This window comes from Phenylobacterium sp., assembly GCF_036502675.1.
Taxonomy (GTDB): domain Bacteria; phylum Pseudomonadota; class Alphaproteobacteria; order Caulobacterales; family Caulobacteraceae; genus Phenylobacterium.
In genome coordinates, this window is record NZ_DASXYF010000046.1 from 1 (window position 1) to 12373 (window position 12373).

The 12373-nt window shown below is 71.1% G+C and carries 10 protein-coding genes and 2 pseudogenes; 10 read left to right on the forward strand and 2 right to left on the reverse strand.

Annotated elements, in window-relative coordinates; genetic code table 11:
• The 5 genes and pseudogenes from rpsF to alr all read left to right on the forward strand — a co-directional run.
• A pseudogene (gene rpsF / locus VGL30_RS04870) lies at positions 1 to 318 on the forward strand (30S ribosomal protein S6); the annotation flags it as partial.
• A gap of 158 nt (positions 319 to 476) precedes the next feature.
• On the forward strand, positions 477 to 722 hold the full coding sequence (gene rpsR / locus VGL30_RS04875) for a 30S ribosomal protein S18 (RefSeq protein WP_331537365.1): 246 nt from the start codon (positions 477 to 479) through the stop codon (positions 720 to 722).
• A gap of 14 nt (positions 723 to 736) precedes the next feature.
• A complete protein-coding gene (gene rplI / locus VGL30_RS04880) occupies positions 737 to 1321 on the forward strand; it encodes a 50S ribosomal protein L9 (protein WP_331537367.1) in 585 nt (194 codons plus the stop codon).
• Positions 1322 to 1525: 204 nt separating this feature from the next.
• The gene (locus VGL30_RS04885; protein WP_331537369.1) at positions 1526 to 3016 is read left to right on the forward strand and encodes a replicative DNA helicase; all 1491 of its coding nucleotides are present in this window, start codon (positions 1526 to 1528) and stop codon (positions 3014 to 3016) included.
• Positions 3017 to 3048: 32 nt separating this feature from the next.
• On the forward strand, positions 3049 to 4140 hold the full coding sequence (gene alr / locus VGL30_RS04890) for an alanine racemase (protein WP_331537371.1): 1092 nt from the start codon (positions 3049 to 3051) through the stop codon (positions 4138 to 4140).
• 41 nt (positions 4141 to 4181) lie between these two features.
• On the opposite strand, the gene VGL30_RS04895 is transcribed toward alr, so the two are convergent.
• Entirely contained in the window at positions 4182 to 5396 is a 1215-nt protein-coding gene (locus tag VGL30_RS04895) for a Yip1 family protein (RefSeq protein ID WP_331537373.1), read from the reverse strand.
• 138 nt (positions 5397 to 5534) lie between these two features.
• On the opposite strand from VGL30_RS04895, the gene radA reads away from it, so the two are divergent.
• From radA to VGL30_RS04920, 5 genes are all read left to right on the forward strand, one after another.
• Positions 5535 to 6902 carry a DNA repair protein RadA gene (gene radA / locus VGL30_RS04900; protein ID WP_331537375.1) on the forward strand — a complete coding sequence of 456 codons (1368 nt, stop codon included), beginning with the start codon at positions 5535 to 5537 and terminating at the stop codon, positions 6900 to 6902.
• 7 nt (positions 6903 to 6909) lie between these two features.
• A complete protein-coding gene (locus tag VGL30_RS04905; protein ID WP_331537377.1) occupies positions 6910 to 7518 on the forward strand; it encodes a CvpA family protein in 609 nt (202 codons plus the stop codon).
• Positions 7515 to 8999 (forward strand): amidophosphoribosyltransferase, encoded by a 1485-nt coding sequence (gene purF / locus VGL30_RS04910; protein ID WP_331537379.1) that lies wholly within the window; start codon positions 7515 to 7517, stop codon positions 8997 to 8999. Before VGL30_RS04905 ends, purF begins: the two co-directional genes overlap by 4 nt.
• Positions 9000 to 9192: 193 nt before the next feature.
• On the forward strand, positions 9193 to 10173 hold the full coding sequence (locus VGL30_RS04915; protein WP_331537381.1) for a bile acid:sodium symporter family protein: 981 nt from the start codon (positions 9193 to 9195) through the stop codon (positions 10171 to 10173).
• 46 nt (positions 10174 to 10219) lie between these two features.
• Entirely contained in the window at positions 10220 to 10963 is a 744-nt protein-coding gene (locus tag VGL30_RS04920) for an SDR family NAD(P)-dependent oxidoreductase (protein WP_331537384.1), read from the forward strand.
• Positions 10964 to 11015: 52 nt separating this feature from the next.
• On the opposite strand, the pseudogene der reads toward VGL30_RS04920, so the two are convergent.
• A pseudogene (der, locus tag VGL30_RS04925) lies at positions 11016 to 12359 on the reverse strand (ribosome biogenesis GTPase Der); the annotation flags it as partial.
• Positions 12360 to 12373 lie beyond the last annotated feature (14 nt).

Here is a 12373-nt window from a genome sequence, read left to right on the forward strand (position 1 = left end):
CTGTCGGCGCAGCAGGTCGAGGAGCTCAGCACCCAATACAAGGGCGTGATCGAGCAGATGGGCGGCAAAGTCGCCAAGTCCGAGTACTGGGGCGTCAAGACCCTCACCTACCGGATGCGCAAGAACCGCAAGGCGCAATTCACCCTGATGAACGTCGACGCGCCGCCCGCCGCCCTCGCCGAGGTCGAGCGCCAGCAGCGCATCAACGAGGACATTTTGCGCAACCTGACTATCCGGGTCGACGAGCACGAGGCCGAGCCCTCCGCCATGATGCGCAAGGTCGACCGCGACCGCGACGACCGTCGCGGCGGCTTCGGCGACCGCGACCGTGGCTTCGGTGACCGCGATCGCGGCGACCGTGGCGATCGCGGCGACCGTGATCGCGGCGACCGCGGCGAGCGGCGGTTCAGCCGCGGCCCGCGTGACGATGCCGGCGCCGGTGCTGACGCGCCGCCGGCCACCGAGGAGTAAGGGCCATGAACGGATCCACCGGTGGGGCCCGCCGCCCCTTCTTTCGCCGCCGCAAGACCTGCCCGTTCTCGGGCGCCAATGCGCCCAAGATCGACTACAAGGACGTCAAGCTCCTGCAGCGCTACATCTCGGAGCGCGGCAAGATCGTGCCGTCCCGCATCACCGCGGTCTCGGCCAAGAAGCAGCGCGAACTGGCCAAGGCCATCAAGCGCGCCCGCTTCCTGGCGCTGCTTCCCTACGTCGTGAAGTAAAGGGAGGGCTGAAGATGAAACTCATTCTGCTCGAACGGGTCGAAGGCTGGGGCGCGCTGGGCGACGTCGTCAACGTGAAGGACGGCTTCGCGCGCAACTACCTGCTGCCGCGCCACAAGGCGCTGCGGGCCACCAAGGCCAACGAGAAGGTCTTCGAAGCCCAGCGCGCCGAGATCGAGGCCCGCAACGCCAAGGCCAAAGAAGCCGCGGCCAAGGGCGGCGAGAAGCTGGACGGCGAATCCTACATCCTGATCCGCCAGGCGGGCGAGAGCGGCCAGCTCTACGGCTCGGTCTCCGGCCGCGACGTGGCCGACTCCATCCAGGAGCACGGCGGCAAGGTGGAGCGTGCGGCGGTCGTGCTCGACAAGCCGATCAAGACGCTGGGTCTGCACGAGGTGAAGATCCGGCTGCACCCGGAGGTGACCGTCACCGTCACCCTCAACATCGCCCGCAGCCAGGACGAAGCCGAACGCCAGGCGCGCGGCGAGAACGTGATCACCTCGCAGTTCGAAGAGGACCGCCTGGCCGACCAGGAAGCGCAGGCCGACCTGCTGGAAGGCGGCGCGGGCTCGATCCAGGGCGACTACGTCGAAGCCTGACCCCAGGTTTCCTCGCCAAGGTTGCGGCGCGGGGCCCAGGCTCCGCGCCGCTTTGCGTTTGAGGGGTCGGCGACGCCTGTCGGCCGGCCGTGGACGTCCGATTCTGTCGCCGCACGGCGCCAATCATCCACAGGGCGCAAGAGTCGTGTGGACGACAGCATTTGTCACACTGCGTCCGGGTCGCCCGTTCATTAAACGGTAGCTATGTCCCTCGTCCCAGCCCTCGACCTGCGCCCTCCGCACAACGACGTGGCGATCGCCCACGCGCCGGCCAACATCGAGGCCGAGCAGGCGCTGCTGGGCGTGCTGCTCTACGATAACGCCGCCTTCGAGCGGATCGGCGACTTCCTGCAGTCGCGCCATTTCTACGAACCGTTCCACCAGCGGCTGTTCGCCGCCGCCGAAAGCCACATCCGCAAGGGCCAGCTCGCCGAGCCGATCCTGCTGGCCGAGCAGTTCAGCCGCGACCCGGCCTTCGAGGAGCTGGGCGGCGTGCGCTACCTGGCCGACATGGTCGACCGCGCGCCGCCGGCGGCCAATGCGCCGGACTATGCGCGGGTGGTCTACGACCTGGCGCTCCGGCGGGACCTGATCCGCATCGGCGGCGACATCGCCTCCAGCGCCACCGTGGGCGACCCGGAGCTTTCCGCCCGCGACCAGATCGAGCGGGCCGAGCTGCAGCTGTTCGCCCTGGCCGAGACCGGCGGGGTGTCGCAGGGCCTGATCCCCTTCGCCGATGCCCTGCGTGGAGCGGTGACGCTGGCCGCCGAGGCGCACAGCCGCGACGGCGGGCTGGCGGGCCTTTCCACCGGCCTGATCGACCTGGACCGCAAGCTGGGCGGCCTGCATCCCTCGGACCTGCTGATCCTGGCGGCGCGTCCCTCCATGGGAAAGTCGGCGCTGGCCACCAATATCGCGTTCAACGTCGCCCGCCGCTACGCCTGGGAGCCGCAGCCCGACGGGTCGCGCAAGACGGTGAGCGGCGGGGTGGTGGCCTTCTTCCAGCTGGAAATGTCCGCCGAGCAGCTGGCGATGCGGATGCTGGCCGAAGTGTCGGGGGTCTCCGGCGACCGGCTGCGCAAGGGAGAGATCGACGCCGCGGAGTTCGGCCGGGTGCGCGACGCCGCGCTCGATATCCAGGACGCGCCGCTCTACATCGACGCCACCGGCGGCATCTCCATGGCCAAGCTGGCGGCGCGGGCGCGGCGGCTGAAACGCACCGTGGGCCTGGACCTGGTCGTGGTCGACTACCTGCAGCTGGTGACGCTCGGCGAAGGCAACCGCCCGGAGAACCGGGTGCAGGAGGTGAGCCAGGTGACCATGGGACTGAAGGCGCTGGCCAAGGAGCTGTCGGTGCCGGTGCTGGCCCTGGCCCAGCTTTCCCGCCAGGTGGAGAACCGCGAGGACAAGAAGCCGCAGCTGGCCGACCTGCGGGAATCCGGCTCCATCGAGCAGGACGCCGACGTGGTGATGTTCATCTACCGCGAGAGCTACTACCTGAGCCGGCTGGAGCCGCGGGAGAACACGCCCGAGCACTTCACCTGGCAGGAGGAGATGGAGAAGGTGAACGGCCTGGCCGAGGTGATCATCGGCAAGGCGCGTCACGGCCCGATCGGCACCGTCAAGCTGTCCTTCAACGAAGACCTGACCAAGTTCGGCGACCTGGCCCAGGAGGGCCGCTACGAGCCGCGCTAGGCGAAAGGGCCAGGCTCGGGTTAAGCGGGCCTATGTCTCTGTCCTCCGTCCGCCTCACCGTCGACCTGGACGCGCTCGCCGCCAACCTGGCCGTGCTGCGCGACGCCGCCGGCGGGGCGGAGTGCGCGCCGGTGGTCAAGGCGGACGGCTACGGCCTGGGCGTGGGTCCTGTTGTGCGGCGGCTGTGGCGGGAGGGCGTGCGCAGCTTCTTCGTGGCCCGTGTCGCCGAGGGGGAAGCGGTGCGCGCCGCGCTGGGGCCGGGGCGGCCGGCGACGGTCTATGTGCTCGACGGGCTCACGCCGGGCGCGGGGCCCCGGCTGGCGGCGGCGGGGCTGACGCCGGCCCTGATGAGCTGGGCGCAGGTGGAGGCGGCCGTGGCGCTGGGTGGCGCGGGCGGGGCGCCGCTACCCGTCGCCCTGCACGTGGACACCGGCATGAACCGCCAGGGCCTGACGCCGGGCGAGGCTCTGGCGCTGGCGGCGGACAGGGCGCGGCTGTCGCGGCTGGAGGTCGGGCTGGTGATGAGCCACCTGGGCTCGGCGGCGCAGCCGGACGATCCACGCAACCGGGCGCAGCTCGAGCGGTTCCGCGAGGTTCGCCGCCGCTTTCCGCAGAGCCGGGCCAGCCTGGCCGCCTCGGCGGGGATCTTCCTGGGGCCCGACTACCGCTTCGAGATGGTCCGGCCGGGGGTCAGCCTCTACGGCGGCGGGCCGCAGGAGCGGCCGGATGCGCGGTTCGCCGCCGTGGCCCGGCTGGAGGCGCCATTGCTGGAGGGCCGCGAGGCCGCGGCCGGCGAGGCGATCGGCTACGGCCTGGCGGTGCGCGCGCCCCGGACCCTGCGGCTGGGGATCGTGGCGGCCGGCTATGCCGACGGAATCATCCGGGCGGCGAAGGGCGCAGGCTACGCCTGGGCCGCGGGCGCGAGGCGGCCGCTGGTGATCGTCACCATGAACATGATCGCCATCGACCTGGGCGACGCCGTGATGGCGCCGGGCGAGCCGGTGGAGCTGCTGGGGCCCAACGCCCTGCTGGACGACCAGGCGAGCGCCGCCGGCAGCGTAGCGCACGAATGCCTGACGCGGCTCTCGACGGTGGCGGAGCGGCGGTATCTGGGCGGGGATTGAGGGCGAAGCGCGCGCCGGCGAAAACCGGACGCACCCAGCGGCTACCCCTTCTTCGCCAGGCCTTCGACGCGGGACGGGTTCACCGCGGCCACGGCGGCTTTCAACTCGTCGACGCTGACGTTGTCGCCCTGGGCGGCGATCATGAAGCGGTCGCCGGCCAGCACGCTGTATTCGCCATGCCGGGAGGTCTTGTCGAAGGACTCGGTGGTCATCCGCCCGTCGACCTTGCCCACCTTCTCGTAGCGGCCGTTGCTCTCGCTGGAGGAGCGGACGTTGAAGGCGTTGGCCATGGCGCCCAGGGCGCCGGCGGCTCCCATGTCGGTGATGGTCAGCGTCAGGCGGGCGTCGCCCTTGGCGTACTTGCCCTCGGCCGACGAACCGTTGATCCCGCCCGCCCCGCCGCTGGCGGAGGACACGTCGGAGCGCGCATAGCCGGCGACGTTCTCCGGCAGCAGGCCCTTGAGCACTTCCGGGTCGGTGGGTTGGATCGCCTGGCCGTCCGGCGCCGTCCCGGACTGCATCTGCTTGGCGGCGGCCTCCATCTGCTTGGAGGCGGCCTGCAGCTTGGCGAGGTCCATCGAGCTCCCGCCCGGCAGGCTGACCGTGCCGGAGACGGTGGCGCTATTGTGGCTGAGCGCGCCCATGCCCAGCCCGCCCGTGGCCATGGCGACCGCGCCGGTGACCGCGGCGATGATCAGCCCGACGACGATCGCCGCCACTATGGTCAGGGCGGCGTAGGGCAACGCCTTGTCTTCCGGCGTCTTCATCAGCCGCGGCAGGCCCAGGTAGAGCAGGTAGAGCCCGTAGATAGCGGCCAGGAGCGTCAGCGGCCCCAGGGCCGGCAGCAACAGCAGCACCCCGGCCACGTAGGACGGGGTGTAGGAATAGGCCGCCACCTTGACGGCCTGGACCGGGTTCCTGGTGGCGCCGAAGTTGGGTGCGAGCGCGTCGATGATCAGCGAAATCACATAGACCGCGACGAGCCCCATCACATAGCCGATCACGCCCTGGACGACGGCCTGCACCGGCCCCACGCGCACGTGGATGCCGAAGGCGCCGACGCCGATCAGCATCGAGCCCAGCGCGCCGCAGACCGCCGGAATGGCGGCCAGCGGGATGAGGTAGCCCTTGTAGATGCCGCCGACCGTCGCAGGCTCGAGGTCGATGACCTCCCAGGTGGGTTTGGGCTGCAGGAGTATGCTCTTGACCCGGGCGACCAGCCCCGCCCCGGCCGAGCCGGGTTCCACAACGCTCATTTGTCGCCTCCCTCGCTGCGAAAAGACCGTTCGTTCAGGGGGAGCCTAGCCGAAGCGTCAGGATGGGCAAGGCGATGCCGCACAGACCTTGCGCCAACAGCGCACTAGACTAGGTCTCCGCCGAATCAGGAGCACGCCTTGGCCCGCGACGGCGCCGTCTACATCTGCCAGTCCTGCGGCTCGGCCCACGCCAAGTGGGCGGGCCAGTGCAGCGCCTGCGGCGCCTGGAACAGCCTGGTGGAGGAACTGCAGTCGCGCCCGCCGGGGGCGCTGGCGCCCAGCAAGGCGGCCCGCGCCCGGGGCTTGGCCTTCGAGACCCTCGAGCAGCTCACCCCGCCGCCGCCGCGGATCATCACCGGGGTGGGCGAGTTCGACCGGGTGTGCGGCGGCGGCGTGGTGCCGGGCTCGGCGATCCTGCTCGGCGGCGACCCGGGCGTCGGCAAGTCGACCCTGCTGCTGCAGGTGGCCGCGCAGGCGGCGCGCCGCGGGGCGCGCTGCGCCTACATCTCCGGCGAGGAGGCGGTGGAGCAGATCCGCGCCCGCGCCCACCGGATGGGCCTGGCCGACGCGCCGGTGCGGCTGGCGGCGGAGACCTCGCTCAGACAGATCGTCGACGGGCTGAAGAAGGACGCCTTCGACCTGGTGGTGATCGATTCCATCCAGACCCTGTGGAGCGACGCCCACGAGGCGGGGCCGGGCTCGGTGACCCAGGTGCGGGCGGCGGCGGGAGAGCTGGCCCGGCTGGCCAAGTCGCGCAGCGTGGCGGTGATCCTGGTGGGCCACGTCACCAAGGAAGGGACGATCGCCGGCCCCCGGGTGATCGAGCACATGGTGGACGCCGTGCTCTCCTTCGAAGGCGAGCGGGGCTATCCGTTCCGGGTGCTGCGCGGCGCCAAGAACCGCTTCGGGGCCACCGACGAGATCGGGGTGTTCGAGATGGCCGACGCGGGCCTGAGCGAGGTGGCCAACCCCTCGGCCCTGTTCCTCAACACCGCCGGCGAGCGGGCGGCCGGGGCGGCGGTGTTCGCCGGCATCGAAGGCTCGCGGCCGGTGCTGGTGGAGTTCCAGGCGCTGGTCGCCCCCTCCGCCTACGGAACGCCGAGGCGGGCGGTAGTGGGCTGGGATTCCGGGCGGCTGGCCATGGTGCTGGCGGTGCTGGAGGCGCGCTGCGGGCTTGGATTTGGCGATCGTGACGTCTATCTGAACGTCGCCGGGGGCCTGCGGATCAGCGAGCCCGCGGCCGATCTCGCCGCGGCCGCGGCGCTGGCCTCGTCGGCGCTCGACCAGGCCCTGCCCCAGGATTGCGTGGTGTTTGGAGAGATCAGCCTTTCGGGCGACATCCGGCCGGTCAGCCGCATGGACGCGCGCATGAAGGAGGCGGCCAAGCTGGGCTTCCGCCAGGTCCTGGGCCCCGCCGGGGTGGAGGCCGCCGCACAGATGCGCGTGACCGGCGCCGCCCGCCTCGCCGACGCCATCGGGCGGATCGGCGACGGGGCGTGGACTTGAAGCCGCGATGACCCAGTTCGACTACATCGTCATCGCCGTGCTCGCGATCTCCGCGATCTTCGGCTTCATCCGCGGCGCGGCGCGGGAAGTGGTGACGGTGCTGGCCTTCCTGCTGGCGGCCATGGCGGCGATGTTCGGCCTGCGCTTTGCGGGCCCGGTCGCGCGGGCGGCGATCAATCCCGACTGGGCGGGCAACGTGGCCGCCGTGGTGGTGGTGTTCCTGGCGGTCTACATCACGCTGCGGCTTTTGGGCGCGGGCCTGGTGCGGCGGGTGAAGGACGCCGAGGTGCTGGGGACGCTGGACCGCAGCATCGGCCTGGGCTTCGGCCTGGTGCGGGCGCTGGTGTTGCTGGGCGCTCTGAACCTGGCGTTCAACGCCGCGACGCCGCCGGAACGGGTGCCGGCCTGGATTTCCGGCGCGAAACTCTACCCGCTGACCACCGCGTCGGGGCGACTGCTCGCGGCGTTCGCACCCAAGGGCATGGATCTGGCAGGACGGCTGAAACCGGCCTTCGCCAAGGCCGCGGACGACGGCGGAGGTGACAGCAAGGCTGCCGGGGGGTACGACGCCCGCGACCGCAGGGAGATCGACGACCTGGTGGAGAAGACCCGATGACCGACCAGGACCGCGCCCCCCCTCCCCGCGACCCTGAGGACGACACGCCCCGCCTGGAATGCGGGGTGTTCGGAGTTTTCGACATGGAGGGCGCGGCCGCCGCCACCGCGCTGGGCCTGCACGCCCTGCAGCACCGTGGGCAGGAAGCCTGCGGCATCGCCACCTTCGACGGCCAGCGGTTCCACACCGAGCGGCACATGGGCTATGTGGGCGACGCCTTCGCCGGCGCCGACCTGGTGGACCGCCTGCCCGGCCAGTCGGCCATCGGCCACACCCGCTATTCCACGGCGGGCGGCAGCTTCATCCGCAACGTCCAGCCGATGTTCGCCGACCTGGAGGCCGGCGGCGTGGCCCTGGCGCACAACGGCAACCTGACCAATTTCCTGACGCTGCGCGAGCAACTGGTCTCCGAAGGGGCGATCTTCCAGTCCACATCGGATTCCGAGGTGATCCTGCACCTGCTGGCGCGGTCGCGGAAGACGCGGTTCATCGACCGGTTCATCGACGCCCTGACCCACATCGAAGGCGGCTACGCCCTGGTGGCGCTGACCAACAAGAAGCTGATCGGGGTGCGCGACCCGCTGGGCATCCGCCCGCTGGTGCTGGGCGACCTGGACGGCAAGGCGGTGTTCGCCTCCGAGACCTGCGCCCTGGACATGATCGGCGCCCGCTTCGTGCGCGACGTCGAGCACGGCGAGATGGTGGTGGTCGACCACGACGGGATCGAGAGCCTGCGCCCCTTCCCCGCCCAGCGCGCCCGGCCCTGCATCTTCGAGTACGTCTATTTCGCCCGGCCGGATTCGGTGGTGAACGGCCGCTCGGTCTATGAGGTGCGCAAGCGGATGGGCCGCCGGCTGGCGCAGGAGACCGGCGTCGAGGTGGACGTGGTGGTGCCGGTGCCCGACTCCGGCGTGCCGGCGGCGCTGGGCTTCTCCCAGGAGACCGGCATCCCCTTCGAGATGGGGATCATCCGCAACCACTATGTGGGGCGGACCTTCATCCAGCCGACGCAGGGGTCGCGGGAGACCGGGGTGCGCCTGAAGCTGTCGCCCAACCGCTCGGTGCTGACCGGCAAGCGGGTGATGCTGATCGACGATTCCATCGTGCGCGGCACGAATTCGGTGCGGGTGGTGCGCATGGTGCGCGAGGCCGGCGCCGCCGAGGTGCACCTGCGCTCGGCCTCGCCGCCGATCATGTGGCCGGACTTCTACGGCATCGACATGCCCGAGCGCGACGATCTGATCGCCGCCACCAAGACTATCCCTGAGATCGCCGCCTTCCTGGGGGTAGACTCCATGGGCTATCTCTCGGTCGACGGCCTCTACTGGGCGATGAACTCCGAGCCGCGCGACCCGGCCCATCCGCAGTTCACCGACCATTACTTCACCGGCGACTACCCCACCCGCCTGCTGGACCGCGAGATCGCGGAGGGCCGCAACGAGGCGGTGGAGCGGCAGCTCTCCTTCCTGGTCGACGCTTGAGAATAGGCGCCCTTTTCCTCCCACGTCCCGAAGAGGACGGGGGAGGTGGCGCGCCCCGCAGAGGGCGTGACGGTGGGGGCGGCCAACGCACTGCAGAACCCGCGCCCCCTCCACCCCCCGCTCTTCGGCGGGCGGTCCCCCTCCCCCGTCCTCTTCGGGACGTGGGAGGAAAGGGGCGTCTCGGCTCGAACAGGTGAGCTCCCTCCTCACCCGCCTCAAGCCGGACCCCTATGTGCTGCTGATCGTGGCCACCATGATCCTGGCCAGCCTCGCGCCGGCGCATGGGGCGGCGACGCCGGTGCTGGGATGGGCGACCAAGATCGGCATCGGCCTGGTGTTCTTCCTGCACGGCGCGCGCCTGTCGCGGGAGGCGGTGACGCGGGGAATGACCCACTGGCGGCTGCACCTGCTGGTGCTGGCGACCACCTTCGGCCTGTTTCCCCTGCTGGGCCTGGGGCTCGCCGCCCTGCCCGCCGCCATAACCCCACCTGCGCTGGCTCCGGGGATCATCTTGCTCTGCTGCCTGCCCTCGACGGTGCAGTCCTCCATCGGCTTCACGGCCATCGCCCGGGGCGACGTGGCCGCCGCGGTGGCCTCGGCGACGGCCTCCAACCTGATCGGCATCGCGCTGACGCCGGTGCTGGCCGCGCTGATGCTGCACGCCTCGGACGGCGGGCTGTCGCTGCAGTCGGTGCAGGCCATCGTGCTGCAGCTGCTGGCGCCGTTCATCCTGGGCCAGCTGCTGCGGGGATGGATCGGGCCGTGGGTGGCGGCGCACAAGACGCTGTTCGCCTGGACCGACCGGGGGGCGATCCTGCTGGTGGTTTATTCGGCCTTCAGCGAGGCGGTGACGGGGGGGCTGTGGCGCGAGGTCAGCGGGCTGGACCTGGCCCGGCTGGTGGGGATCTGCGCCGGCCTGCTTGGCTTCGTGCTGGCCGCCACGACGCTGGCCGCCCGCGCGTTCGGCTTCTCCAAGGCCGACGAGATCGCCATCGTGTTCTGCGGCTCGAAGAAGAGCCTGGCCAGCGGCGCGCCGATGGCCAGCGTGCTGTTCCCGCCGGCGATGGTGGGGCCGATGATCCTGCCGCTGATGATCTTCCACCAGCTGCAGCTGATGGCCTGCGCCGTCGTCGCCCAGGCCTACGCCCGGCGGACGGACGAGCCCCGTCCGTAACCGCTGCAGGGGTGGCGCCGGCGGCGGAAATCGTTAGACAGCCGCCATGTCCGCTTCCGCCTTCCCCCTCTCGGGCCGCATCGCCCTCGTCACCGGCGCCAGCCGCGGCATCGGCCGCGCCGGCGCGCTCGCCCTCGCCCAGGCCGGCGCCCACGTCGTGGCCGTGGCCCGCACCCAAGGGGCGCTGGAGGCCCTAGACGACGAGATCCAGGCCGTGGGCGGCGAGCGCCCGACGCTGGTCCCCATGGACATCGCCGACGGCGACGGGCTCGACCAGCTGGGCCTGGCGCTGCACCAGCGGTTCGGCCGCCTCGACGTGCTGGTGCACGCGGCCGCGACCCTCGGGCCGCTGACCCCGGTCTCGCACCTGGAGCCCGCGCACTGGGACAAGGTGATGGCGCTGAACGCCACGGCGAGCTACCGGCTGATCCGCTCGATGGAGCGCCTGCTGCGCGCCTCGCAAGCGGGGCGGGCCATCTTCCTGACCACCAGCCGGGCCGCGCAACCCCGGGCGTTCTGGGGACCCTACGGCGCCAGCAAGGCGGCCATGGAGTCCATCGTGCGCGCCTGGGCCGACGAGCTGGAGCAGACCACGATCCGCGCCGTGATCCTCGATCCCGGCGCCATGCGCACACGGATGCGGGCCGAGGCCATGCCGGGGGAAGATCCCCTCAGCCTGCCGACGCCCGAGGAGATCGGGCCGCTGGTCGTCGAGCTCGCCCAATCGGACCTGGGCCTGCCCAAGGCCGCCGTGCGGTTTAGCGACTGGAAGGCCGCTTGTAGGTCTTGACCTTGGCCTTGGGCGCCCGCTTGGGCTTCCAGGCCGCAGGGGCCGGTCCGCTCTTGGCTTCGCCCGGCGCGTAGGGGTTCTTGCCCGACTTGACGGTCAGGCGGACCGGCACGCCGGGCAGGTCGAAACTCTCGCGCAGGGAGTTCACCAGGTAGCGCTTGTAGGATTCCGGCAACTGGTCTCCGCGGCTGCACATCAGCACGAAGGTGGGCGGCCGGGACTTGGTCTGGGAGATGTAGCGGGGCTTGATGCGGTGGCCGCTGACCGCCGGCGGCGGGTGGCGCTGCGTGGCCATGCCCAGCCAGTCGTTGAGGTCCTTGGTGCGCACCTTGGTGGACCAGTGCTCGTGCACCTTGAACACCGCCGGCATAAGCCGGTCGAGGTGGCGGCCGGTCTCGGCGGAGAGCGCGATGATCGGCGAACCCTTGAGCTGCGGCAGCTGGGTCTGGGCCTCCTCGATGATCTCGCGCAGGCGCTGGCCGGGATTTTCCACCAGGTCCCATTTGGCGAGGCAGAACACTAGGCCGCGTCCCTCGCGCTCCACCAGGTCGCCGATCTGCAGGTCCTGCACCTCGAAAGGGTGGGTGGCGTCCATCACCAGGATGACCACCTCGGCGAAGGTGATCGCGCGGATGGCGTCCTGGGTGGAGAGCTTCTCCAGCTTCTGCTGCACCTTGGCCTTGCGGCGCAGGCCGGCGGTGTCCACCAGCCGCACGGCGCGGCCGTCCCAGGTCCAGTCCACCGGGATGGCGTCGCGGGTGATACCGGCCTCGGGGCCGGTGAGCAGGCGCTCCTCGCCGACCAGCTTGTTGACCAGGGTGGACTTGCCGGCGTTGGGGCGTCCGACGATGGCGATGCGCACCGGCTTGTCGCCCGCCTCGTCGTCGCCCTCGGCGTCCTCGTCCGGCGCGACGGCAAGCAGGGCCGCGTAGAGGTCGGCCATGCCCTCGCCGTGCTCGGCGGAGATGGCGATGGGCTCGCCCAGCCCCAGGGAGAAGGCCTCCAGCGTGCCGTCGTCCCCCGCCTTGCCCTCGGTCTTGTTGGCGACCAGGATCACCGGCTTGCCGCGCTTGCGCAGGATCTCGGCGAACACCCGGTCCATGGCGGTGACGCCGTCGCGCGCGTCGATCACGAAGAGGGAGACGTCCGCCTCATCGATGGCCGCCTCCGTCTGGGCGCGCATCCGCGATTCGAGGCTTTCGTCGTCGACGTCCTCGAAGCCCGCCGTGTCGATCAGGGCCAGGTCCAGGTCGCCCAGCCGGCCGATGGCGAACTTGCGGTCGCGGGTGACGCCCGGCAGGTCGTCGACGATGGCGAGCTTGCGCCCGGCCAGCCGGTTGAACAGCGTCGATTTTCCGACATTGGGGCGGCCGACGATGGCGAGCCTGATCGGCATGCCCGTCCCCTATC

Excerpts from the sequence above, each read along its gene's own strand:
- rpsR (WP_331537365.1), top strand. The coding sequence starts at position 477 with ATGAACGGATCCACCGGTGGGGCCCGCCGCCCCTTCTTTCGCCGCCGC.
- rplI (WP_331537367.1), top strand. The coding sequence starts at position 737 with ATGAAACTCATTCTGCTCGAACGGGTCGAAGGCTGGGGCGCGCTGGGC.
- VGL30_RS04885 (WP_331537369.1), top strand. The coding sequence starts at position 1,526 with ATGTCCCTCGTCCCAGCCCTCGACCTGCGCCCTCCGCACAACGACGTG.
- alr (WP_331537371.1), top strand. The coding sequence starts at position 3,049 with ATGTCTCTGTCCTCCGTCCGCCTCACCGTCGACCTGGACGCGCTCGCC.
- VGL30_RS04895 (WP_331537373.1), bottom strand. The coding sequence starts at position 5,396 with ATGAGCGTTGTGGAACCCGGCTCGGCCGGGGCGGGGCTGGTCGCCCGG.
- VGL30_RS04905 (WP_331537377.1), top strand. The coding sequence starts at position 6,910 with ATGACCCAGTTCGACTACATCGTCATCGCCGTGCTCGCGATCTCCGCG.
- purF (WP_331537379.1), top strand. The coding sequence starts at position 7,515 with ATGACCGACCAGGACCGCGCCCCCCCTCCCCGCGACCCTGAGGACGAC.
- VGL30_RS04920 (WP_331537384.1), top strand. The coding sequence starts at position 10,220 with ATGTCCGCTTCCGCCTTCCCCCTCTCGGGCCGCATCGCCCTCGTCACC.